This window comes from Lapillicoccus sp. (assembly GCF_025353065.1).
Lineage (GTDB): Bacteria > Actinomycetota > Actinomycetes > Actinomycetales > Dermatophilaceae > Lapillicoccus.
The window spans coordinates 1-23508 of sequence record NZ_JANXRJ010000168.1; the positions used below are offsets into that span (position 1 = coordinate 1).

Sequence of the window (23508 nt, forward strand, 5' to 3'; positions counted from 1 at the left end):
CTGAGGTCGTGGTGTGCACACCACGACCTCAGCGCCAGACCACGACCTCAGCGTGGTGGGGCCGGAGCGGGACGCGTCAGGTGCGCGGCTTCTCGCGCATCTCGAACGTCTGGATCGTGTCGTCGACCTGCAGGTCGTTGAACGACCCGAGGTTGATGCCGCACTCGAAGCCCTCGCGGACCTCCGTGACGTCGTCCTTGAACCGGCGCAGCCCGGCGATCTCGAGGCTCTCGCCCACCACGGTGCCGTTGCGCAGGATCCGCGCCTTGGTGCCCCGCTTGATCAGGCCGGAGCGGACGATCGAGCCGGCGACGTTGCCGAACTTGCTCGAGCGGAAGATCTCGCGGATCTCCGCCTCGCCGAGGGTGACCTCTTCGTGCTCCGGCTTGAGCATGCCGGTGAGGGCGGCCTCGATCTCCTCGATCGCCTGGTAGATGACCGAGTAGTAGCGGATCTCGACGCCCTCGCGCTCGGCGAAGTCGGCGTTCTGACCCTCGGCCCGCACGTTGAAGCCGATGATGATCGCGTTCGACGCCATCGCGAGGTTGATGTTGTTGAGCGTGATCGCCCCGACGCCGCGGTCGATGATCCGCAGCTCGACCTCGTTGCCGACGTCGATCTGCAGGAGCGCGTCCTCGAGCGCCTCGACCGAACCCGACGCGTCACCCTTGAGGATGAGGTTGAGGGTGTCGACCTTGCCGGCTGCGAGCGCCTCGTTGAGGTCCTCGAGACTGATCCGCTTGCGCGCCTTGGCGAGCGACGCAGCCCGGGTGGCCGCCTCGCGGCGCTCGGCGATCTGGCGTGCCGTGCGGTCGTCCGGGGCCACGAGGAACGTGTCACCGGCGCCCGGCACCGACGTCAGACCGAGGACGAGGACCGGACGGGCCGGCAGTGCCTCGGTGACGTTGTTGCCGTGCTCGTCGAGCATGGCGCGGACCCGGCCGTAACCGGAGCCGGCGACGATCGAGTCACCGATGTGCAGCGTTCCCGACTGGACGAGCACCGTCGCGATGGGGCCGCGGCCCTTGTCGAGGTGGGTCTCGATCGCGACACCACGGGCGTCCTTGTTGGGGTTGGCCCGCAGGTCGAGAGCGGCGTCGGCGGTGAGGAGCACGGCCTCGAGGAGCCCGTCGATGTTGTCACCGTTGCGCGCCGACACGTTGACGAACATCGTGTCACCGCCGTACTCCTCGGCCACGAGGTTGTATTCGGTGAGCTGCTGACGGACCTTCTCGGGGTTGGCCCCCTCCTTGTCGATCTTGTTGACCGCGACCACGATCGGCACGTTGGCCGCCTGGGCGTGGTTCAACGCCTCGATGGTCTGGGGCATGACGCCGTCGTCGGCGGCGACGACGAGGATGGCGATGTCGGTGACCTTGGCACCACGGGCACGCATGGCGGTGAACGCCTCGTGGCCCGGGGTGTCGATGAAGGTGATCGGGCGTTCGATGCCCTCGAACACGGTGGTGACCTGGTAGGCACCGATGTGCTGCGTGATGCCACCGGCCTCACCTTCGGCGACCTTGGCCGACCGGATGGCGTCGAGCAGCTTGGTCTTGCCGTGATCGACGTGACCCATGACCGTGACGACCGGCGGACGGATCTCCAGGTCGTCGTCGCCCTCGGCCTCGAGCTCGGCGTCGAGGTCGATGTGGAACTGCTCGAGGAGCTCGCGCTCCTCGTCCTCCGGGGAGACGACCTCGACGGCATACCCGAGCTCGTTGCCGAGGAGACGGAAGGTGTCCTCGTCGAGCGACTGGGTCGCCGTGGCCATCTCACCGAGGTGGAAGAGCACGGTCACGAGGGCCGCCGGGCTGGCGTTGATCTTGTCGGCGAACTCCGTGATGGAGGCGCCGCGGCGCATCCGGACGACGGTCTTGCCGTCGCCGCGGGGCACCTGCACGCCACCGAGGGACGGCGCCTGCATCTGCTCGAACTCCTGGCGCTTCGCGCGCTTGGACTTGCGACCACGGACCGGGCGACCACCACCGCGACCGAAGGCACCGGCGGTCGCGCCGCGACCACCGCCCCCGGGACGGCCGGCGAAGCCACCGCCGCCACCGGGGCGACCGGCGAAGCCGCCGGGTGCGCCGCCGGGACCACCGGAGCCACCGGGACCGCCGGGACGACCGCCCGGGCCACCGGGACGGACGCCAGGGCCACCGGGACGGGCGCCGGGGCGACCGACCGCAGAGCGGTCCGGCATCATGCCGGGGCTGGGACGGGTGCCACCCGGACGCGGGCCGGCGGGGCCGGCGGAGCCGGGAGCGGGACGAGGACCGGCCGCACCCGGAGCGCCCTGACGGGACTGCGGGCGGGGCATGCCCTGGCTGGGGGCGAACGGGTTGTTGCCGGGACGGGGAGCGCCCTCGCGCGGCGGACGCTCGCGGCCCATGCCCTGGCTCGGGGCGAACGGGTTGTTGCCGGGGCGCGGGGCTCCGGGGCGCGGAGCCGGCCGCGGTGCGGACGGCCCGGGGGTTCCGGTCCGGGCGGCAGGAGCCTGAACGGCAGTCGGGGCCGGGGCGTTCGGCGTCGCGACCGCAGCAACGGCCGGAACCTCGACCGGAGCGGCGGGAGCGTCAGGGGCGTCAGGGGCCGGAGCGGGCGCGCGGAACGGGGAGGGGGCCGCGGGCGCGGTCTCCCTCACGGGGGCCGGGGCCACAGGGGCCGCAGGCGACACGGGGGAGGGCGCGGGTGCGGACGGCGCGGCGGCGACAGGTGCCGGAGCGGGCGGAGCAGCAGGCGCCTGGGGACCGGGCTTGCCCGCCGGGACACTCTGCTTGGCTGCGGGGGAGGAAGACTTCGGCCGCAGCTCGGCGGGGAAGGTCTCCTTGATGGTGCGGACGACCGGGGGTTCGATGGTCGACGACGCCGACCGGACGAACTCGCCCTTCTCCTTCAGATAAGTGAGGAGGGTCTTGCTCTCGACACCGAGCTCTTTGGCGAGCTCGTAGACACGGACCTTGGCCACGTTTCTCCTTCTTGGCGGCCCGGACCCGAGAAAGAGCTCTGCAGGTGCGGACCTAGTTGGGGGACTTGCTCATCGCTGAGTACTCATCGGGTGCTCATCAGCGCTTGACCCGCTTTCGGTTGGTCGCGTACGTCGGACAGTTCTCTGGACGGTCATGCGTTGTCGTGCGGGTGGAGATCGAGGTGGGCCGCCACGGGTGCCACGTCCGGCCCGGAGGCCAGCCGCAGAGCCCGGACGAACGCCTTGCGGCGCACGGCCTGCTCGAAGCAGTCGGACGTCGGGTGCACCCACGCACCACGCCCGGACATCCGGTGAGCCGGATCGGGGGCGAGGCCGACAGGGCCACCGTCCTCCCCCACGACTGCAACCACTCGCAGGAGTGCCGACCAGCTATCCGTGCTGCGGCAGCCGATACACGTCCGGATCGGCCCACTCCGGGTCGGAACCCCGGATCGAGACGACGCCACACCCGCGTCAACATGCCGAACGCGGAGTCCAGTCCGGTCGGTCACTGTTCAGTCTACCCCGTCCGGGTCACCCTGATCACCCGCGCCGGACGCTCAGTCCTCGCGGACGGCGCTGCGTTCAGTCCTCGTGGACGGCGCCGGCCGCGACGTCCCGAGCCGGGCTGGTCGGGGACCCCTCGCCACCGGCCGGGATGTCGGGCCGGATGTCGATCCGCCAGCCCGTCAGCTTGGCGGCGAGGCGGACGTTCTGGCCCTCCTTGCCGATGGCCAGCGACAGCTGGTAGTCCGGGACCGTCACCCGGGCCGCCCGCATCACCGGGTCGACGACCTCGACCGACAGGACGCGAGCCGGCGACAGCGCCGCCGCGACGAAGCGTGCGGGGTCGGGCGACCAGTCGACGATGTCGATCTTCTCGCCGTGGAGCTCGGTCATGACGGCGCGGACGCGCGCGCCCATCGGCCCGATGCAGGCCCCCTTGGCGTTGACGCCCGGGACCTTGGCGATGACGGCGACCTTGGTCCGGTGGCCGGCCTCGCGCTGCAGCGCCATGATCTCGACCGTGCCGTCGGCGACCTCGGGCACCTCGAGCTTGAAGAGGTTGCGCACGAGGTTGGGGTGCGAGCGCGAGAGCGAGATCTGGGGGCCCTTCGGACCCCGCTTGACGCTGACGACGTAGCACCGCAGGCGCTCTCCGTGGCGGTAGCGCTCACCCGGCACCTGCTCCGCGAGGGGGAGGATGCCCTCGACCGTGCCGAAGTCGACGAGCACGTGCCGGGGGTCGGAGCTCTGCTGGATGACACCCGAGACGACATCGCCCTCACGGCCCTTGAAGTCGCCGAGGACCGCCTCGTCGTCGAGGTCACGCAGCCGCTGGACGATGACCTGGCGGGCCGTGGCCGCGGCGACGCGCCCGAATCCGCCTGGGGTGTCGTCGAACTCCGGTCCGGCCTCGGCCCGCTGGGGCCGCTCGCCCTCTTCTGCGGGAAGCAGGTCGCCCTCCTCGCGGGCCCACACGACGACGTGGCCGGTTTTGCGGTCGAGCTCCACCCGGGCGAGACGGAAGGTCCCGTCGGTGCGGTGGTAGGCGACGAGCAGCGCCTGCTCGATCGCTGGGATCAGGATGTCGAGACTGATGTCCCGGTCACGCTCCAGCGCCCGTAGGGCCGCAAGGTCAATGTCCATCGTCGGTCTCCTCGTCGTCGGCAGCGGCCTCGTCGGCCTCGTCGTCCTCGTCGTCCTCGTCGTCCTCGTCGGCCTCCCCGTCGCCGCCGTCACCAGCCGGCTCGGGATCCCTGCGGGAGAACTCCACCTGCACCCGGGCCGAGGTGATGTCCTCGATCAGCAGCTTGTGGACAACGGCGGCGGTCTTCTTCGTCGCGTCCTGCTCCACCGTGACGAGGTCTCCGCTCACCCCGGTGATGCGCGCCGTTAAGGTGTCACCGGACTCGAGCACGAAGGCCACGAGTCGGCCGACGTTGCGCCGGTACTGCCGAGAGCCGCGCAGGGCGCGGTCCAGCCCGGGGGACGACACCTCGAGGGTGTAGGGCGCCTCGCCCATGAGGTCGCCCTCGTCGAGGAGGTCGGCCACGACCCGGGTCGCCTCGGCCACCTCGTCGAGGGTGAGCCCGGCGACCGCGCTCGTCGCGTCGTCGGCGCCGAGCCCGCCCAGGTCGCGGTCGACGACCACCCGCACGACCCGGCGCCGACCGGCGGGGGTCACCGTGAGGTCGTCCAGCACGAGGGACAGGTCAGCGAGGGGCTGCTCCAGCCGGGACGCGATCAGGTCGTCCGCCATGGTTCCTCCCTCTTGTCGAATGGGTGCTGCACTCCGTGCGGAGGACGGCCGACGCCGCATACCGGGCGTGGCACGTCCTCCCCACTCTATCCACGACACGACCGCCTCACCGACCTCTGCGGTCCGGTCCGAGCACTCGTCGGACGGGCACTGGTGGCAGCCGGGGCCGTCGTCGTCGCTTGCCCCGGCCTTCGTCCCGTCCGAGGTGCTCGCCGCCGCGGTCGGCCAAACCGGGGTGCGTGACATGATCGGCCGCATGCCGTCCGACGCACCACCCGGGCGTGGCCGACCCTCCCGACGGACGATCCTGGGAGCCGCGGCACGGGTCTCCGGAGCGGCCGGGATCGGTCTGCTGTCCGGCTGTGGCATCCGGTTCGGGGGCCCGGATCCCGACCCGCGGACCGCGCGCCCGCGGCAGCGTGTGCCCGACGAGCAGGTCCTCCTCACCGCCTTCCACGACGCGTCCCGCCTGGCCAGGGGCGCGGCGGCTCTGGCCCCGGCGACCGACCTCACCCGCCGCCTGGATGCCCTGCACCGCACCCAGTCGCTCGTCCTGAGGGATGCGCTGCGCCGGGCCGGGGTGCCGGACCAGGTGGTCACCGCAACGGTCCCGACGCCAGGCGCCACCCCGACGCCCGGCGCCACCCCGACACCCGGCGGCACCCCAGCGCCCGGCTCGACGCCGTCGTCGAGCGCCAGCGGCCCCTCCCGGTCCTCACCACCGACGACCCCTGCCCAGCTCGCCGCGGCCGAGGCATCAGCCCTCACGAGCCCGGCGCTCGACGTGCTCGCGCGGACCACCACCCCGCACCGGCCCACGCTCACGGCTGTCGCGGCCTGCCGGGCCGCCGCGACGACCGCTCTGGGGTCGACGGTCACCTGGCCGGCGTCCGACGCGCTGCCGGCCGCCGAGACCCTGACGCTGCTCGACGCCACACGCGCCGTCGCCTACGGGTTCGAGATCGTCGCCGCCCACCTCCAGGGCGCCGCCCGCGCCGGGGCGCTCACCACGCTCCAGCAGGTGCGGCAGCGGGAGTCCGCGCTCGTCACCACGGCGGCCGCGGCCGCCCCTCCGGAGCCCCTGGGCTACGACCTGCCTTTCCCCGTGACGACCGCCGACGAGGCGCGACGACTCGCGATCGTCGTCCTCACCGGACTCGTCGCGCGGGGGCTGGACCCCCTCACGACGCTGCCGATCGGGTCGAGGGCCATCGGCGCGGTGGTGCGCCTGCAGGCCGAGGCCATCACTCTCGGGACCCCCTGGGGCGTCGCGGTCACACCATTCCCCGGGATGACCTACCCGTGAGCGACCCCCTCGTCCCGGCCGAGTTCGCCGCTCACGTCGCGTCGCTCACCCCCACCGACCTCGAGGTCGGTCAGCCGTATGCCGTCTCCGGAGCCGAGTGGCTGCGACGCCTCCCACAGCTCCTCGACAACCTGCTCGGCGAGTGGGGGCTGACGCCCTCCGGCCCGAGCCGGTCGGGGAACTGTGCGGTCGTCGTCCCGGTCCGGACCGATGCCGGTCCCGCCGCCCTCAAGGTCTCGTGGCCGCACGCCGAGGCCGCCACCGAGCACCTCGCCCTGCGTCAGTGGGACGGCCGGGGGGCCGTGCGCCTGCTGCGTGCCGACCCCCGCCGCTTCGCTCTCCTGCTCGAGCGGCTCGACCCCACCGACCTCATGGACGTCGAGATCGACGAGGCGTGCCGGGTGATCGGCGGCCTGCTGGCCCAGCTGTCCTCGCCGGCGATTCCCCGGACCCCCACCCTCGGCGCGTATGCCGCGCGCCTCCTCACCTCCCTCGACGCCGCCGCCCCGGACGCGCTCCCCCGGCGGTTCGTCGACCAGGCCAGGCACCTGGCCCGGGACCTGGCGGGCGATCTCGCGAGCGAGCCGTCGGGCAGGCCGGGGACGACCGCACGGCTGCTCCACACGGACCTCCACTACGCCAACGTCCTGCGTGCCGACCGACAGGGCTGGTTGGCCATCGACCCCAAGCCGATGGCGGGCGATCCGGCGTTCGAGGTCGCGCCGGCGCTCTGGAACCGGTTCAGCGAGCTCGGCACGGGGTCGTCGATCCGGTGGGGGCTGCGCCGCCGGCTCGAGGTCATCTGCGAGGCGGCCGGCATCGACGAGGACCGGGCGAGGGCCTGGACGATCGTGCGCGAGGTCGACAACGCGTTCGCCGAGCCGCCGGGGTCGGACGGGGTCCGGGTCGCGGTGGCGATCATCAAGGCGATGAACGACTGACGAACGGGCGACTCAGTGGATCGGGCGACTCAGTGGATCGGGCGCGCCCACTCCGGGCGGTCGTGCCACCACTGGGCGGCCATGACCCACTCGGCAGCACCGGCGCAACCGGCCTCCGCATGCTGTCGCGCCGACAGGATGATTTCACCCAGGAGGTCGGTGCGCGAAGCCATCCCGAGGAGGTAGCAGTGTCCGCGCGCCGTGCTGCGCGGGTCGGCCCCCGGTGTCGGGATCCGCAGCCGCGCGCTGGCGAACACCCGGGAGCAGATCTCGTCGCGGTCGACCACGGACCGCCGATCGGGCTGCTGGCGCCACATCGCCGCTGCACCCGGTCGGCAGTTGCCGATCGCGATGGCCGCCTGCATGGCCGGCACGACCTCACCCGCGGGGTCGACGACGAGGTCGAGCAGGGTCGGGATGTCGCCGGGCTGCAGGAGCCAGGACAGGACGGAGAGGGCGTCGTCGGCGAGCACCCTCTGGCCCTGCGCGAGCGCGCGACGCAGCTCCGCGGCATACGCGTCGCCGACGGCGGGGCCCTGGGGCGAGAGCATGAGCACCGCGAGCGCGTTGCCACGGGCGTCGTCGTGGGTGACCGAGGTCGTGCGGGAGATCAGTCGTCGCAGCTGAGGGGCCCACCTCGCGCCGACCCCGATCGTGTCCTGCAGCCGGCCTTCGATGCGGGCGGCCAGGCGGGCGGCCTCCGTGTCCAGGCGGGCGCTCCCACCGAGGACGATCGTGGCGATCCGTGAACGCGAGTCGGCGTGCAGTGCGGAGACGATGCGATGGCGTGTGGGCGGGTCGACGGCGCGCAGGAGGTCGGCGGCGGCGCGGTGGATCCGCACCGGCTGGTCCTGGCGGAGCAGGTCGAGGGCGTGGGTGCCCGCCCGCATCCGGTCCTCGAGCGTGACCCGCCCGGAGTCGACCATCGTGGTGAGGGTGTAGAGGACGGTCCACAACGCGGCCTCGGCCGGGGAGCTGTCGAGCGCACCGAGCAGCAGCGGCACGCCCAGGGGATGGTGGGTGTGCTGCAGGAGGTCGACGGCCTCGGAGAAGATCTGTGTGGTCGGATCGGCCAGGACCGTAGCCGCCAGCTCGACGACGACCTTGCCGCTGCGCGGGTGCCCCGCCAACCGGATGAGCGCCTCGTGCCGCTGGGCGAACTCGAGGCCGACGTGGACCGCGGTCTCCTGCGAGCAGCGCATCATCAGGTCGCCCCAGTCCGAGCTGCGGAGCAGGGTGTCGGGGTGGGCCCCCAGCATCGCCGACAGGTTGTCCCAGTCGACGCCCGACATCGGCGCCGTGGACAACGCCCGCTCGATCAGGGCGTCGGTGTCCTCGAGCCAGGAATCCGTGAGCGCAGGGGCCAGGACGGGGACGGCCGACACCTTGTGCCGTTCGCGGCCGAGGAAGTCGATGGCTCGGAGCAGCTGCCCGTTGGGGAGGCCCAGGACGTTCTCGTAGCGCCGGACGAGACGGTAGGACGCCCCCGTCTCCCCCGACTCCCAGCGTCCCACCTGCGCTCGGTGCACCGTGGTCCTCCCGGCCCGCGCGAAGCCGGCGGCCGTCCGCAGCACCGGGTCGGCGGCATGCTCCCGGGCGTTGGCCAGGACCCACCCGATGTCCTGGACCAGGCCGGGGTCGCTCAGGGCGGGATTGCTCATGACGGCACGGACCGGGGCCGCAGCGGGTCCAACAGGTCTCCCGGACCGATCCCGAGATGGCGCTCGAGGTCGGCCGCGGAGTGCGCGCCGAGGAAGCCGGCGAAGGTCCGCGACACCTCCGACATGTATTCCTCGGCGGTCGCCGGGGCGATGAACAGCCGTGCCCCGATCGACTTGTAGCTCTCGCCGCGGGCCCGACCCCGCAGCACCTCGACCTTGCGCGGGGACAGCGGTCTGAGCTCGCCACGTCGCGCGAGCAGCTCGGCGAGCCCGGCTAGTGCCGTGGTCAGCACGAGCCGGCCGGCGGCGACCGCCCGGACCGCCTGCTCCGTCGCCGACATCGTGTCCGACTTGTGGGCGATCCCGTGCGCTCCGGCAGCGAAGCAGCCCGCGAGGACCTCCCGGCGCCGCTCGTTGGTGTAGATGAGCACCTTCGAGCCGGTGGCGGCGACCGCGGCGACGCCGCGCGCGCCCTGCAGGCCGGCCTCGCCCGTCTCGAGCAGCAGCAGGTCCAGCAGGACGACGTCGACGGGCACCGGGTCCGCGAGATAGGTCTCGACCCGGGGGTGGACGGCGACGACGTCGACCCCGGGCAGCAGGTGCTGGACGGCCTCGCGGATCGGCGTGTCGTCGTCGATGCAGACCACGCGGGGTCGTGCTCCAGGACATTCGTCGGGGCCGGAGACGGGCACGGGGGTCATCCCCCGATCGTGGCGGCACCCTCGAGACGGGCACCACCCAGGAGATCAGGGGGTTGCGATGAGCCGTCCGACGCATCCCCCACGGACACCGTCGTCACCTGCGACGACCACGAGAGGGTGACCACCGTCCCCTCGTCCGGCCCCGACACCACCGAGACGCCCAGGCCGGCGTCTTCGGCGGCGGCTCGCACCTGCCGCGAGAGCCCGAAGCCCTGCGAGGTCGAAGCCGGGTCGAAGCCCCGCCCGTCGTCACGGACCGTGACCTCCCAGGACCTGCCGTCGTCGGTGGCGTCCGCGTGGACGACGCAGCTGTCGGCCTGGGCGTGCTGCCGGACGTTGTGCAGCAACGTGACCACGGCGCCCCCGACCACCCGCACAAGGTCGGGGTCGAGGTCGATGTCACGGGCCAGGTCGAGGTTGAGGGTGATCGGCAGGTCGACGAAGGCGCTGGCTGCGTCCGCGACGACGTCTGCGAGACAACGGGACTCACCATCCGTCACCTCGCGGCCCGCGACGCCGGCCATGAAGGCGGTGACGGCGTTGGCCCCGGCCGTCGCCTGCCGCCGGAGCACGGCGTCGTCCGCCGCGCCCCGACCCAGCCGGGTCAGCAGCGAGGCCGTGTCGTGGAGGACCATCCGGGCCCGGTTGCGTTCCGCCTCGGCCGCGGCCTGCTCCGCCAGCCCTCGTTGGAGGTCGGCCTCCGCGCCGAGGCGCCGCAGGTAGTCCGAGATCACGGCCCCGACGAGCGCGAACGCTCCGTAGCCGAAGACGTTGGTCAGCGCCGACCAGAGCTGTCCGCTCAGCATGTTCCCCTGCAAGCCGCCGACGAGGTATGCCGCGGAGAGACCGACCACGGCGCCCCACATCCAGCGTCGGGACAGGGCCATGCCGGCCAGCAGCGCGCAGGAGAGGGTCACGGCATACCCCCACGCCTCCCAGCTCCCGATCCGGTGCTCCTCGCGTGCGATGAGGGGCTGGAGCAGCAGCAGGACGGCCCCGAAGACGATGTCGGCCGTGACGAGCCGGCGACGGCGTACCGTGCCGGCGCGCAGGCAGAGCGCGACGAAGAGCACGGTCTCGACGACGAAGACCACCAGAAGGACGACGTCGAGCGCCGGGTGGGGCGACACGCTGGCGAGGGTCGCGACCGCGAGGGTGGTCTGCACGACGTTGACGATCCGCAACCCCGTGAAGCTGCGCAGCATCCCGAGCTCGACACCGTCGGCGGTCGTCGTCAGTGCGCCCCCGAGCCGACGCCACGGCAGGAGCGGTGCGTCCCGTCGGCCCCGACCGACAGGAGGGGCGGTCACCGGAGAGGACGAGCCCCGTGCACCGCGATCAACCGCCATCGGCCCTCCACCACCTCGGTCCTGTCCCGCCACAGCGGCCTTGACGGGGGAGTCTGCACCGGCGGATCGCCGTCAGGGGCCGATTGGCGCGCTGTTGCACCGGAAGGATCGGCAGGCAACATCCAGGCCGCAGTCCGGGGCCCCTCCGGAACCACGCGCGGCGCCACCGTGCACCTCGCCTAGCGTGGGGCCGTGACCAACCGCCTCGCCACCGCTACCTCGCCCTACCTCCAGCAGCACCGCGACAACCCCGTCGACTGGTGGGAGTGGCAGCCCGAGGCCTTCGCGCTGGCCCGCGAGCGCGACGTCCCGGTCCTCCTCTCGATCGGCTACTCGGCCTGCCACTGGTGCCACGTCATGGCGCACGAGTCGTTCGAGGACCCGGGGGTCGCGGCCACGATCAACGCCGGCTTCGTCGCCGTCAAGGTCGACCGCGAGGAACGGCCGGACATCGACGCGATCTACATGGCCGCGACGACGGCGACGACCGGTCACGGCGGGTGGCCGATGACCGTCTTCATCACCCCCGAGGGCGAGCCCTTCTACTGCGGGACCTACTTCCCGCGGGCCCAGCTCCTCCAGCTGCTGGCCGCCATCACCGGGGCGTGGCGGGACAACCGGGCCGAGATCCTCTCCAGCAGTGCCAGGATCGCCGAGGCGATCCGCGAGGCGATGGTCCCGCGGGCCGGTGAGGCGATCACCACGCAGACCCTCGCCGGAGCTGTCGCGACCTTCGCCGGTCAGCTCGACACCGTGCACGCGGGCTTCGGCCGCGCGCCGAAGTTCCCGCCGTCGATGGTCCTCGAGTTCCTGCTGCGCCACCACGGTCGCACCGGCGACGAGACCGCGCTGCACCTCGCGTCCGTCACCTGCGAGGCGATGGCCCGGGGCGGCATCTACGACCAGCTCGACGGCGGCTTCGCCCGGTATGCCGTGGACGCCGCGTGGGTGGTCCCCCACTTCGAGAAGATGCTCTACGACAACGCCCAGCTGGCCCGCGTCTACGCCCACTGGTGGCGCTCCTCCGCCGACCCACTCGCTCGCCGGATCGCTGTGGAGACAGCGGAGTTCATCGTCCGTGACCTCGGCACGGAGGAGGGCGGCTTCGCCTCGGCGCTCGACGCCGACACCGACGGTGTCGAGGGGCTGACCTACAGCTGGACCCCGGCGCAGCTCGCCGACGTCCTCGGTCCCGAGGACGCGGTGGTCGCTGCGCGGCTCTTCGAGGTCACCGACGCCGGGACCTTCGAGCACGGGGCCTCCACCCTCCAGCTGCTCGTCGACCCGAGCGGACCCGACGAGCAGGAGGCCTGGGCCGACCTGCGCCGGCGCCTCTCCGCGGCCAGGGCCACCCGGCCCCAGCCCGGTCGTGACGACAAGGTGGTCACCTCGTGGAACGGGCTCGCGATCGCTGCGCTGGCCGAGGTCGGGACGCTGCTGGACGAGCCGCAATTCGTCGAGGCGGCCCGGCGGTGCGCCGAGTTCGTGCTTGCGACGCATCTCGTGGACGGCCGGCTCCGCAGGTCCTCGCGCGACGGTCTGGTCGGGTCAGCGATGGCCGTGGCCGACGACCACGGCAACCTCGCCGAGGGCCTGCTCGTGCTCCACCAGGCGACCGGCGACGCGCGCTGGCTGGCGGCCGCCCGGTCGCTCCTCGACACCGCCATCGCCCGATTCGGCCACCGGGGGGCGGCCGGGGAAGCTGGCGCCTTCCACGACACGGCGGACGACGCCGAGGCCCTCTTCGCCCGCCCGCACGGGTCCGGGGACAACGCGGAGCCTTCTGGTCAGTCGGCGATCGCTGGCGCGCTCCTGATGCTGGGTGCGCTCACCGGAGACCCGCACTACCTCGCGGTGGCCGACACGGCGATCGACACCGCGGGGGGCCTGGCGGCTCGCGAACCGCGATTCGCCGGCTGGTCCCTGGCCGTGGCCGAGGCGCGGGCAGCCGGCCCCCTGCAGGTGGCCGTGGTCGGCGACGGCGCTGACGCAACAGCCCTGCTACGACAGACGCGTCGCTCCGTCTCCCCCGGCCTCGTCGTGGTCGCGGGCGCGCCGGACGCACCCGGCATACCCCTGCTCGCGCAGCGACCGCTCGTTGCGGGAGGGGCCGCGGCCTATGTCTGCCGGGGTTTCGTCTGCGACCTGCCGGTGACGACGACCCTCGACCTCGAGACGGCGCTGCGGCCGGCCTGAGCGAGGCCGGTCAGCGGATTGGCGGGCGCGTCCCCGCGGTTCCGGCGGGAGCGACGACCAGCTGGGGAGGTCATCGGCCCACGGTCACCACGGGGGCGCCACGGGGATGACGTTGGTCGCCGCGGCTGAGAGCCCACTGTGGGCCCGCGGTGCGTGTCGGATGAGCCCGATGGACGGCTCGCAACGCGGCGTAGCTAGCCTGCGGGGATGACGAGCACCGACCTCCCCAGCGCTGCTACGACCTGGCGGACCTTCGCCGTCGACGTGGGCGGACGCCCCCTCGAGGCCGCGGTCGCCGGGGCCGACGACCTCCCCGTCGTCGTGCTCCACCACGGCACCCCGCAGAGCTTCCTGCCGATGACCTCCGTCATCGCGATGGCGCAACGGGTGGGGGTCCGCCTCGTCACCTTCTCACGGCCGGGCTACCGCTCCTCCGGCCGGTTGCCCGGTCGCACCGTAGCCGATGTCGTGGCCGACGTCGCGGCCGTGCTCGACCACCTCGGGGTCGAGCAGGCCGTCACCGCAGGCGTATCCGGCGGCGGACCGCACGCCCTGGCCTGCGCGGCGCTGCTCCCGGACCGGGTGCGGGCGGCGGCCTCCGTGTGCGGGGTCGCCCCCCACGACGTGCCCGGGCTGGACTTCCTCGCCGGCATGGGCGCCGACAACATCGCCGAGTTCGGAGCCGCGGTGGAGGGCGAGGGCCCGTTGCGCGCCTTCCTCGAAGCAGAGCTGCCGGCGCTCGCAGACCTCGACGCGACCACCCTGGTGGCGGCGTGGGACACCCTCCTGCCTGCCGTGGACCGCGCCTCCCTCACCGGCGAGGTGGGCACCGAGACCGCCGCCGCGACCCACGACGCGCTCGACGGCTCGGTGGACGGGTGGCTCGACGACGACCTCGCCTTCGTGCGGCCGTGGGGCTTCGACCTCGCCAGCATCCCGGTGCCGGTGTCGATCTGGCAGGGCGGGCAGGACCAGATGGTGCCCTTCGCCCACGGGCGCGCCCTGAGCGACCTGATGCCCGGCGCGCACACCCACCTGCTCCCCGACGAGGGGCACCTGTCGATCGTCGTGGGATCGTTCGAGGCGGTGCTGCGCGAGCTGGTCGGGATCGGGTCGCCGGCCGTTCGGGGTTGAGCCGGCCGACCTACATCCGTCGACGCAGCCTGAGGTCGAGCGGACGTCCGTCGGGGTCGTAGACGAGGCGATAGAGCGGCGTCGCCCACGCCCGCGTGAACATGCTCTGGTCGGGGCTCGCGAGCGGACGCAGCTGGCCCGGCGGGCGAGGCCTCCGGCGGCCGGCGCGGTGCCACGTCTCCAGGTCGCATGCGCATCGCGCGAACGCGGCGACGTGGTCGGCGAGGGCGACGTGGGAATCCGGGTCGAGGCCGAGGTGCTCAGCCGCCAGCTGCTCGCGCAACCCTCTGGCGTAGTCGGCGTCGACCACGGTCGCGGACACCTCGGAGTCGTGGGTCCAGGACCGTCGGTTGAAGTTGTCGGAGCCGACGGAGGCCCATTCGTCATCGACGATGCAGACCTTGGCGTGGACGTAGACCGGTGTCCCCTGGGCGTTCTCGATGGCGTAGAGCGAGACGCGTCCCGGGCCGGCGGCCTCGAGGTCGTCCAGGAGGCGTTGTCGACCGATGAGGTTGGGAGGCTTGGAGAGCCGCCCGTCCTGGTCAGGCACCGGGGGCAGCACGGCGACGAGGTGCAGCGCGGGCTCGCGGCGCAGGGCCTCGGCGAAGACGGACGACACCTCGGCCGACCAGAGGTACTGGTCCTCGACGTAGATCAGGTGGCGCGCCCGTTGCAGCGCCTTCGTGTAGCCGCGCGCGACGCTGCGCTCACCCCGGGGCGCGAAGGGGTAACCGCCGAAGCGGCGGCCGTAGGTGCGGAGCAGCTGGATGGGGTGCGGCCCCGTCGGCGCGGGGTCGGGCCGCTGCAGGGGAAGCGGCGAGCAGTCGGTGTCGCCTCCGCGCACACGATCGCCGAGGCGCCGCAGCGGAGAACGGCTCAGCGGCTGCGGGTCGTCCCACCGCTCGCGGAAGACGGTCTCGACGTCGCCGACCGCAGGCCCGGTGATGGCCAGCTGGATGTCGTGCCAGGGAGGCCTCGACCCGAAGACCGCGGCCATCGGCTGGCGCTGCGGATCGCCGTGGTGCTGCGCGTCGTCGCGCCTGCTGTGACAGAGGTCGATGCCCCCGAGGAAGGCGATGTCGTCCTCGGGGCGGGAGGCATGGCGCAGCACCACGAACTTCTGGTGGTGGGACCCGCCCGTGCGGACGCGCATGTCGAGCACGACCTCCCCGCCGGCCTCGTTGATCTCGTCGCCGAGGTGACGGTTCTCCTTCCCGGAGAAAGCCAGCCGGTCCCAGTGGGAGCGCCAGACGAGGCCGCGGACGTCGACCCCACGTCGCGCGGCGGCGGCCAGGAGGGTCCCGACCTCGCTGCCGGGGTCGCCGAGGAGCCGCTCGTCAGGGTCACCGCGCCAGTCCACGAAGAGGAGGAGGTCACCGTCGCCCATCGCCGAGACGCGCGCGTGCAGCTCGGCGAAGTAGGTGCCGCCGTGGACCAGCGGGCGCACGAGGTTGCCGTCGGTCCACGCCTGCCCCCGCGGGTGGCGGGCGTCCAGACGGGTCGAGCGGTTGCCCCGCTCGGCCGCCGAGATGAACCAGTCGCTCGGATCCATCCGACGATCCTAGCCAGCCAGGAGACAGGTAGCCCTCAGGACCAGATCCCCAGCAGCTGCAACGAGATCCGGATAATGAAGGCACCCACGACGACGACGAAGACCGTGCGGACGAAGCCGCTCCCGAGTCGGACGGCCGTCCGTGCACCGAGGTAGCCGCCGACGAGGTTCATCAGGGCCATCACGATGCCGACCTTCACCACGATGTGGCCGCCGGGGGCGAACACGGTCAGGGCTCCCAGGTTGGTCGCGACGTTCGCGATCTTGGCCTTCGCGCTCGCCTCGAGAAAGGCATAGCCCATCAGCCCCACGAGGGCGAAGACGAGGAACGACCCCGTGCCGGGCCCCAGCGCCCCGTCGTAGATACCGATGACGAAGCCGGTCAGGACGGCCGCGAGCGTATGCCGAGGACCCTCCCAGCGCAGCGACGTCGCCTCGCCGAGTCGCGGCTTGAACAAGGTGTAGGCACCGACGATCACGAGGCAGGACAGGATGATCGGGTTGAACGCCGCTTTAGGGATGTGCAGGCCGAGGAGGGCTCCGATGATCGCCCCGACATAGGCGACCGCGGCCATCGGGATGGCCGTGCGCAGGTCGGGCCGGACCCGGCGGTAGTAGGTGATCGAGCTCGTCGCCGTGCCGAAGACGCCGGCGAACTTGTTGGTCGCGAGCAGCTGGGCCGGGCTCGCGCCGGGCAGGCCGAGCAGCAGCGCAGGCAGCTGGACGAGTCCCCCGCCGCCGACGACCGCGTCGACCCAGCCGGCGAGCAGGCCGGCTAGACCCATCAGGATCAGGGTCAGGACCGAAGGGTCCTGGAGGGCGGTCACGGGCCGGTCAACGGGAGGTCGACGCCTCGTCGCCGGGCTGTCCCTCGCCCAGCCACCCGTCGACGATTGCCAGGACGTCGATGAGCTCGTGCGCGACGGCGTCCGGGGTGACCTCGACGGAGACCTGCTGGTCCTCGGGGATGTCACTGTGGGGCACCCAGATGGCGCGCATCCCGACGGACTGCGGCCCGTGGACGTCCTCGTAGGAGCGGTCACCGACGTAGACGCACGCCGCCGGCTCCACCCCCACCTGCTGCGCGGCATGGAGGAAGATCTCGGGCGACGGCTTCACCCAGGGGGTCTCGCTCGAGTAGACGTCGGCGTCGACGAGGTGGAGCACGCCGTCACGAGCGAAGACGTCCCGGTGGTAGTCCCTGGTCCAGATCGTGTTGGACAGGACGCCGACCCGAATTCCCCTGTCCCGGAGCCCTTCCCAGAGGGGCTTGATGTGCGGGTCGGTCCAGGTGTGAGGCTCCCAGAACGCCCGGTATGCCGCGAGCGCGGCTGTCGTCCGCGGGTCCCCGACCGCGATGCCGGCCTCCGCGATGATCTCCTCGATGCGGGCCGACGAGTTGTCGGACCGGCCGCGCTTCCAGCCGGCGTCCTCCGCGGCCAAGGCCGCCTCGGCCAAGGCGAGCGCGAGGCCGGAGTCGTCCACGTGATAAGCCCGGGCGAAGGCATGCCACTGCTCGGCCAGGTCGACGGTGTGCCACGGCGTGATCGTGCCGCCCCAGTCGAAGATGACCGCACGGACGTCGCGGCTGCCTCCGCTGCCGCCCGCCTCACTCGCCGTCACGCCGAGGTCCCGCGCACCTCGGCGAGGATCTCCGCCACGGCGGATTCGACCGGCACGCTGCGGCCCTCGCCCGAACGGCGGTCCTTGATCTCGACGACCCCCTCGGCCAGGCCCCTCCCGACGACGACGATCGTCGGCACGCCGATCAGTTCGGAGTCCTTGAACTTCACGCCCGGGCTCACCTTGCGGCGGTCGTCGACGAGGACCACGAGCCCGGCTGCCTCCAGGCCACGGGTGATGTCCTCGGCGGCGAGGTAGACCTCCTCGTCCTTGCCGGTCGCGACGACGTGGACGTCGGCCGGGGAGATCTGGCGCGGCCAGATGAGTCCGCGCTCGTCGTGGTTGCCCTCGGCGACGCAGGCGACGGCGCGCGAGACACCGACGCCGTAGGAGCCCATCGTCACGGTCACGAGCTTGCCGTTCTCGTCGAGGACCTTAAGACCGAGCGCCTCGGCATACTTGCGTCCGAGCTGGAAGATGTGGCCCATCTCGATGCCGCGGGCCGCCTCGAGCGCGTGTCCACAGTTGGGGCAGGCGTCGCCGACGCGCACCTCGGCGGCCTCGATGGTGCCGTCCACCGTGAAGTCGCGGCCCATCACGAGGCTGAGGACGTGCTGTCCCTGGACGTCGGCGCCGGTCACCCACGCGGTGCCGTCGACGACGCGGGGGTCGACGAGATAGCGCACCTTCGCGTCCTTCTCGGCGCCGAGCACGCCCGGACCGATGTAGCCCTTGACGAGCTGGGGCACCGACGGGAAGTCGTCGAAGACCTCGAAGGTCGACGGCTCGAGCTGGGCCTCCAGGCGCTTCTCGTCCACGTCGCGGTCCCCGGGGAGACCGATGGCGACGACCTCGGTGCTCGCGTCGGGATGGGTGACCTTGACGATGACGTTCTTCAGCGTGTCACCGGCCGCCCAGGCGCGGTCGTCGCGCGGGAAGCGAGCGTTGAGGACGTCGACCAGCTTGGCGATCGTCGGGGTGTCCGGGGTGTCTTCGGCACGTGCCGCAGGCGTAGTGGTGAAGTCGAGCGCCGGCGGGGCGGGGACCCGGACGGCCTCGACGTTCGCGGCATACCCGCACTGGGGGCAGTGCACGTAGGTGTCCTCGCCGTTCTCGGCGGTGGCGAGGAACTCCTCGCTCTTGCTGCCGCCCATGGCGCCCGCCATCGCCGCGACGATGACGTAGTGGAAGCCGAGCCGGTCGAAGATCCGGATGTAGGTCTCACGGTGCTGGTCATAGGCCTTGTCGAGCCCGGCGTCGTCGACGGCGAAGGAGTAGGAGTCCTTCATCACGAACTCGCGCCCGCGCAGCACCCCGGCGCGCGGCCTCGCCTCGTCGCGGTACTTCGTCTGGATCTGGTAGAGCGTGACGGGCAGGTCCTTGTAGGACGAGTACATGTCCTTGACCGCGAGGGTGAACAGCTCCTCGTGCGTCGGCCCCAGGAGGTAGTCGGCGCCCTTGCGGTCCTGCAGCCGGAAGATGTTGGGGCCGTACTCCGTCCAGCGGCCGGTCGTCTCGAAGGGCTCGCGCGGCAGCAGCGCGGGGAACAACAGCTCCTGCGCACCCATCGCGTCCATCTCCTGCCGGACGATCTCCTCGACGCGCCGCAGCACCTTCAGGCCGAGCGGCAGCCAGGTGTAGATCCCGGGGCTCACCCGCCGCACGTAGCCGGCCCGCACGAGCAGCCGGTGGCTCGGCACCTCGGCGTCGGCCGGGTCCTCGCGAAGGGTTCGCAGGAACAGGCTCGACATGCGCATGGCCACGGTGGGGCTCCTCGGGAGGTGGGTTGAGGTCGGCTGGTGGGGCGTCCCGAGGATATCCGTGCGCCGGTATGCCGCTCACCTCGGTTTCGCGGGCCCCGCGGCGCTCGTTCACGATCGGGTGGAGATGACCTCGTCAGGGCGTGGTCATCTCCACCCGATCACCCACGACGGAGGCTGGCCTGTGGAGCTGCAGGGCCTCGCCTCTCACTCCAGCGCGAGTGAGCAGATCCGCGACGGGCGCCGGGTCCGGGACGGTCTGGGTGAGGGCTGACGACGCTGCCGGCCTCCTGGAGCGACGTCGTCGTGACGCCGTGCACCCTCGCCGTCGAGGTCGGCTCTCTCCTGAGCGGCCGCGGCTGGAGTGGTGTACCGCGCCGATGCCGCCGTCTTGACTGCGCCGTCCGCTGACGGAGAGCGCGGCGACGCGCGACCGCAGCGGAATCGGTCCGTGATTGGGTGGAGATGACCACGCCCTGACAAGGTCATCTCCACCCGATCACCCCCCGAGGATGGCGGGGGCAGGCGGCGGGTGCTCAGACGCGGCCGGCGGCCTTGAGGGCGGTCCGGATGAGCGGGATCTGCAGGGGCAGGCGGGCGAGCATCACGCCGCGCTCCACCTGCTTGCGCGTGTCGGCCGGGTCGCGCTGGGCGCGGACGTGGGCGGTGGCGAGCATCTGGCCGTTCGCGGGCCAGACGGCGAGCAGGAGGGCGGCACTGGCCCAGCCGGCATACCGGCGGGTGCTGGGCACGAATATGCCCACAGCACAGGCGATCTCGACGAGGCCGGAGACGTAGACGAGCTGCCTCGGCGCGGGGAGCTGCCGCGGGATCGTCGGCTCGAAGACCTGCGGACGCGCGAGGTGGATGACGCCCGAGACGAGGAACGCGCTCGCCAGCCCGATGACGTCCTTGGTGAGTGCGGGGACCGTGGCCATGGCCCCATGAGACCACGCCCCGTGCCCACCGAGCGTGCAGACCGTCACGACGCGGTATGCCGCGCCCTGTCGCCGCTGCGTCCCTCACCGATGCGGGCGGCCCGACGCGCCGAGCCGCGCACGATCAGCCGCGTCGGCAGGACCAGCGTGCGCGGCTCGGCGTCGTCGCCGTCGAGGCGGGCGAAGATCTGCTGCACGGCGCGCTCGCCGAGGGCCGCCGGGTCCTGGTGCACCACGGTGATCGGGGGGTCGAGGAACTCGGCGAGCTCGAAGTCGTCGTAGCCGACCACGACCAGGTCGAGCCCGAGGGTCCGCACCGCCACGATGACCGCGAGGGTGACCCGGTTGTTGCTCGTGAGGACCGCGGTGACGGGGGCCGTTCCGCTGCACCACTCCTGGAGGATGTCGCTGACCTCACCGGCGGCATACGGACCGAGCGCGGTGCGGGGTCGGCCGGGCAGCCCGAGCGAGTCGTAGGACTGCACGAAGGCCGTATGACGGCGTTGGGCGGTCCAGATCGCCGCGTCGTCGCCGAGGAAGCCGAGGTGCTGGTGGCGGTGGGCAGCGAGGTGCTCGACCGCGCTGCGGGTGCCGCCGTCGTTGTCGCTGAGCACGGTGTCGGCATGCAGTCCTGGCAGCGGCCGGTCCACGCAGACGACAGGCAGCTGCAGGGCTGCCCTGCGGATCGCCTCGCTCGGGATGCTCGAAGCGGGGACGACGACGAGCCCTTCGACGCGGCGGGCGACGAGGGCGTCCACGAGCTCGGCCTCGCGCTCGGGCAGGCCCTCCGCGGAGACCGAGAGGAGGAAGTGCTGCCGACTGCGGGCCTCGCGCTCCATCGAGGCGGCGAGCTGGGAGTACCACGGGTTGCCGAGGTCCTCGACGATCAGCCCGATGCTCGTGGACCGGCCCTTGCGGAGCATGCTCGCGCCCTCGTGGCGGTGGAAGCCGAGGGTCTCGATGATGGCGCGGACCTTCGCGGCCGTCTGGGGGCGGACACCCTCTTCGTCGTTGACGACCCGGGAGACGGTCTTGATCGACACCTCCGCCTGCCGGGCGACATCGGCCATCGTCGGTCGGGAGGGGCGCGTGAAGGGTCGTCCCGGGGGGGGTCCCCCTGACAACGTTGACATGGGACGCAACTATCGGGGTCGCGGTGGGTGGCGTCAAGCGAGCCCACGCCGAATCGGCAGTCCCGGGCGGCCGATTGGTGCCTCGTCCGTTCGTCCAACGATTTGATAACTTGACACATCAACCACTTGGGGAGGGTCTAGAGTTGAGGCGTTGTCTGACAACGATGTCAATCGTTATCGCCTTGTGACGGCCTCGGCCGACCAATCCCTGCCGAGTTCCGGGCAGGGTGCGCCACACTCGGCGACTGGACGCGCAATGACGCCGCCACAGAAAGGATGCTGATCGATGAGCATCACCCCCGGTCCCTCGGGACCACCGGCCGCCCCGGCCGCCCCTCCCGGATCCGTCATCCTCGAGATGCGCGAGATCACCAAGGAGTTCCCCGGCGTCAAGGCGCTGTCAGACGTCTCGATGACGGTGCGGCGCGGCGAGGTCCACGCCATCTGCGGCGAGAACGGCGCCGGCAAGTCGACCCTGATGAAGGTGCTCTCGGGCGTCTACCAGGCCGACGGCGGCCAGATCGTCTTCGAGGGCCAGGTGGTCCACTTCAACAACATCCGCGACAGCGAGCACGCGGGCGTCGTCATCATCCACCAGGAGCTCGCGCTCATCCCCGGGCTGTCGATCGCCGAGAACATCTTCCTCGGCAACGAACAGACCCGGCGCGGCGCCATCGACTGGCTGGCCACCCGCCAGAAGGCGACCGAGCTGCTCGCCCGGGTCGGCCTGGCCGAGAAGCCCGACACCAAGATCAGGGACATCGGCGTCGGCAAGCAGCAGCTCGTGGAGATCGCCAAGGCGCTCTCCAAGAACGTCAAGCTGCTCATCCTCGACGAGCCGACGGCGGCCCTCAACGACTCCGACTCGCAGCACCTGCTCGACCTCATCTCCGGCCTGCGCGCCAAGGGCGTCACCTGCATCATGATCAGCCACAAGCTCAACGAGATCGAATACATCGCCGACGCGATCACGATCATCCGCGACGGCAAGGCGATCGAGACGCTGCGGGTCAAGGAGGACGGCGTCGACGAGGGCCGGATCATCCGGGGCATGGTCGGCCGTGACCTCGAGTCTCGCTTCCCCGACTACACGCCCCACATCGGTGAGAAGTTCTTCGAGGTGCACGGCTGGACCGTCCGGCACCCGTCCGTGAGCGACCGGATGGTGTGCAAGGGCGAGGAGTTCTTCGTCCGCAAGGGCGAGATCGTCGGCTTCGCCGGGCTGATGGGCGCGGGGCGCACCGAGCTGATGCGCAGCATCTTCGGGCGGTCCTACGGCATCTACGTCTCGGGGACGATCGTCAAGGACGGCAAGGAGCTCACCCTGCGGAGCGTCGACGCCGCGATCAAGGCCCGCATCGCCTACGTCACCGAGGACCGCAAGACGCTCGGTCTCAACCTGCTCGACGACATCAAGACGACCACCGTGGCCGCCAACCTGCGACGGATCACTCACAACTTCGTCGTCAGCGAGCCCGAGGAGTACCGCTTTGCTGAGGAGTACCGCAAGGAGCTGCGCACGAAGACCCCTTCGGTCGACGAGGGCGTGAGCAAGCTCTCGGGCGGCAACCAGCAGAAGGTCGTGCTGTCGAAGTGGCTCTTCACCGATCCCGACCTGCTCATCCTCGACGAGCCCACCCGCGGCATCGACGTCGGGGCCAAGTTCGAGATCTACGGCATCATCCAGCGACTGGCCGCCGAGGGGAAGGGCGTCATCGTCGTCTCCTCCGAGCTCCCCGAGCTGCTGGGCATCTCCGACCGCATCTACACGATCTGCGAGGGCGCCATCACCGGGGTGCTCGACAAGGGCCACGCCGACCAGGAGTCGCTGATGCGACTGATGACGAAGAACTCGCACGGGGGCGCCGGCGGCGAGATCTCGGTCGCCGAGGTCGAGCACGGAGAGATCGCCTCATGAGCACCCGACGAAGACCCCTCCTGCTGTGCCACCCGACCCACCCCGACACCGAGGAACGAACC

The 23508-nt window shown here is 71.9% G+C and carries 18 protein-coding genes; 5 read left to right on the plus strand and 13 right to left on the minus strand.

Annotated features, from left to right (window positions below; translation table 11 throughout):
- Nucleotides 1–76 precede the first annotated feature (76 nt).
- The 4 genes from infB to Q0R63_RS13310 form a co-directional block, all read right to left on the minus strand.
- On the minus strand, nt 77–2971 hold the full coding sequence (infB, locus tag Q0R63_RS13295; RefSeq protein ID WP_295698028.1) for a translation initiation factor IF-2: 2895 nt from the start codon (nt 2969–2971) through the stop codon (nt 77–79).
- Between the two features lie 152 nt (nt 2972–3123).
- Nucleotides 3124–3483 carry a YlxR family protein gene (locus tag Q0R63_RS13300; RefSeq protein WP_366521133.1) on the minus strand — a complete coding sequence of 120 codons (360 nt, stop codon included), beginning with the start codon at nt 3481–3483 and terminating at the stop codon, nt 3124–3126.
- A gap of 73 nt (nt 3484–3556) precedes the next feature.
- Nucleotides 3557–4621, minus strand: a complete 1065-nt coding sequence (nusA, locus tag Q0R63_RS13305) for a transcription termination factor NusA (RefSeq protein ID WP_295698033.1) — start codon at nt 4619–4621, stop codon at nt 3557–3559.
- Nucleotides 4611–5234, minus strand: a complete 624-nt coding sequence (locus Q0R63_RS13310; protein WP_295698035.1) for a ribosome maturation factor RimP — start codon at nt 5232–5234, stop codon at nt 4611–4613. Before Q0R63_RS13310 ends, nusA begins: the two co-directional genes overlap by 11 nt.
- A 67-nt stretch (nt 5235–5301) precedes the next feature.
- On the opposite strand from Q0R63_RS13310, the gene Q0R63_RS13315 reads away from it, so the two are divergent.
- Nucleotides 5302–6540 carry a DUF4439 domain-containing protein gene (locus Q0R63_RS13315; RefSeq protein WP_295698036.1) on the plus strand — a complete coding sequence of 413 codons (1239 nt, stop codon included), beginning with the start codon at nt 5302–5304 and terminating at the stop codon, nt 6538–6540.
- Nucleotides 6537–7481: an aminoglycoside phosphotransferase family protein gene (locus Q0R63_RS13320; protein ID WP_295698039.1), complete on the plus strand. Its 945-nt coding sequence runs from the start codon at nt 6537–6539 to the stop codon at nt 7479–7481. The genes Q0R63_RS13315 and Q0R63_RS13320 overlap by 4 nt, the downstream gene beginning before the upstream one ends.
- Before the next feature lie 29 nt (nt 7482–7510).
- Here Q0R63_RS13320 and Q0R63_RS13325 read toward each other — a convergent pair whose 3' ends face one another.
- From Q0R63_RS13325 to Q0R63_RS13335, 3 genes are read right to left on the minus strand one after another with little or no spacing between them, the layout of a single operon-like run.
- Nucleotides 7511–9142, minus strand: coding sequence for a hypothetical protein (locus Q0R63_RS13325; protein ID WP_295698042.1), 1632 nt, complete (start codon nt 9140–9142; stop codon nt 7511–7513).
- The gene (locus Q0R63_RS13330) at nt 9139–9843 is read right to left on the minus strand and encodes a LuxR C-terminal-related transcriptional regulator (protein WP_295698045.1); all 705 of its coding nucleotides are present in this window, start codon (nt 9841–9843) and stop codon (nt 9139–9141) included. Before Q0R63_RS13330 ends, Q0R63_RS13325 begins: the two co-directional genes overlap by 4 nt.
- The gene (locus tag Q0R63_RS13335) at nt 9840–11153 is read right to left on the minus strand and encodes an ATP-binding protein (RefSeq protein WP_295698047.1); all 1314 of its coding nucleotides are present in this window, start codon (nt 11151–11153) and stop codon (nt 9840–9842) included. Before Q0R63_RS13335 ends, Q0R63_RS13330 begins: the two co-directional genes overlap by 4 nt.
- Before the next feature lie 231 nt (nt 11154–11384).
- On the opposite strand from Q0R63_RS13335, the gene Q0R63_RS13340 reads away from it, so the two are divergent.
- Nucleotides 11385–13388 carry a thioredoxin domain-containing protein gene (locus Q0R63_RS13340; protein ID WP_295698050.1) on the plus strand — a complete coding sequence of 668 codons (2004 nt, stop codon included), beginning with the start codon at nt 11385–11387 and terminating at the stop codon, nt 13386–13388.
- 207 nt (nt 13389–13595) lie between these two features.
- On the plus strand, nt 13596–14522 hold the full coding sequence (locus tag Q0R63_RS13345) for an alpha/beta hydrolase (protein ID WP_295698053.1): 927 nt from the start codon (nt 13596–13598) through the stop codon (nt 14520–14522).
- Between the two features lie 10 nt (nt 14523–14532).
- Here the strand turns inward: Q0R63_RS13345 and Q0R63_RS13350 are convergent, their stop codons facing one another.
- The 6 genes from Q0R63_RS13350 to Q0R63_RS13375 form a co-directional block, all read right to left on the minus strand.
- Nucleotides 14533–16074 carry a phospholipase D family protein gene (locus tag Q0R63_RS13350; RefSeq protein WP_295698055.1) on the minus strand — a complete coding sequence of 514 codons (1542 nt, stop codon included), beginning with the start codon at nt 16072–16074 and terminating at the stop codon, nt 14533–14535.
- A gap of 35 nt (nt 16075–16109) precedes the next feature.
- Nucleotides 16110–16859, minus strand: a complete 750-nt coding sequence (locus tag Q0R63_RS13355) for a TSUP family transporter (protein WP_295698089.1) — start codon at nt 16857–16859, stop codon at nt 16110–16112.
- Nucleotides 16860–16908: 49 nt separating this feature from the next.
- Nucleotides 16909–17697: an HAD family hydrolase gene (locus Q0R63_RS13360; RefSeq protein WP_295698057.1), complete on the minus strand. Its 789-nt coding sequence runs from the start codon at nt 17695–17697 to the stop codon at nt 16909–16911.
- The gene (locus Q0R63_RS13365) at nt 17694–19460 is read right to left on the minus strand and encodes a proline--tRNA ligase (RefSeq protein WP_295698059.1); all 1767 of its coding nucleotides are present in this window, start codon (nt 19458–19460) and stop codon (nt 17694–17696) included. The genes Q0R63_RS13360 and Q0R63_RS13365 overlap by 4 nt, the downstream gene beginning before the upstream one ends.
- Nucleotides 19461–19993: 533 nt before the next feature.
- Nucleotides 19994–20395 (minus strand): MauE/DoxX family redox-associated membrane protein, encoded by a 402-nt coding sequence (locus Q0R63_RS13370; protein ID WP_295698062.1) that lies wholly within the window; start codon nt 20393–20395, stop codon nt 19994–19996.
- Between the two features lie 44 nt (nt 20396–20439).
- Nucleotides 20440–21465 (minus strand): LacI family DNA-binding transcriptional regulator, encoded by a 1026-nt coding sequence (locus tag Q0R63_RS13375; protein ID WP_295698065.1) that lies wholly within the window; start codon nt 21463–21465, stop codon nt 20440–20442.
- Between the two features lie 349 nt (nt 21466–21814).
- On the opposite strand from Q0R63_RS13375, the gene mmsA reads away from it, so the two are divergent.
- Entirely contained in the window at nt 21815–23446 is a 1632-nt protein-coding gene (gene mmsA / locus Q0R63_RS13380) for a multiple monosaccharide ABC transporter ATP-binding protein (protein WP_295698069.1), read from the plus strand.
- Nucleotides 23447–23508 lie beyond the last annotated feature (62 nt).

Bases quoted from the DNA above. Each gene is read 5' to 3' on its own strand.
- nusA (WP_295698033.1), bottom strand. From the start codon at position 4,621: ATGGACATTGACCTTGCGGCCCTACGGGCGCTGGAGCGTGACCGGGAC.
- mmsA (WP_295698069.1), top strand. From the start codon at position 21,815: ATGAGCATCACCCCCGGTCCCTCGGGACCACCGGCCGCCCCGGCCGCC.
- Q0R63_RS13350 (WP_295698055.1), bottom strand. From the start codon at position 16,074: ATGGATCCGAGCGACTGGTTCATCTCGGCGGCCGAGCGGGGCAACCGC.
- Q0R63_RS13370 (WP_295698062.1), bottom strand. From the start codon at position 20,395: ATGGCCACGGTCCCCGCACTCACCAAGGACGTCATCGGGCTGGCGAGC.
- Q0R63_RS13355 (WP_295698089.1), bottom strand. From the start codon at position 16,859: ATGGGTCTAGCCGGCCTGCTCGCCGGCTGGGTCGACGCGGTCGTCGGC.
- Q0R63_RS13325 (WP_295698042.1), bottom strand. From the start codon at position 9,142: ATGAGCAATCCCGCCCTGAGCGACCCCGGCCTGGTCCAGGACATCGGG.
- Q0R63_RS13310 (WP_295698035.1), bottom strand. From the start codon at position 5,234: ATGGCGGACGACCTGATCGCGTCCCGGCTGGAGCAGCCCCTCGCTGAC.
- Q0R63_RS13345 (WP_295698053.1), top strand. From the start codon at position 13,596: ATGACGAGCACCGACCTCCCCAGCGCTGCTACGACCTGGCGGACCTTC.
- Q0R63_RS13375 (WP_295698065.1), bottom strand. From the start codon at position 21,465: ATGGCCGATGTCGCCCGGCAGGCGGAGGTGTCGATCAAGACCGTCTCC.
- Q0R63_RS13330 (WP_295698045.1), bottom strand. From the start codon at position 9,843: ATGACCCCCGTGCCCGTCTCCGGCCCCGACGAATGTCCTGGAGCACGA.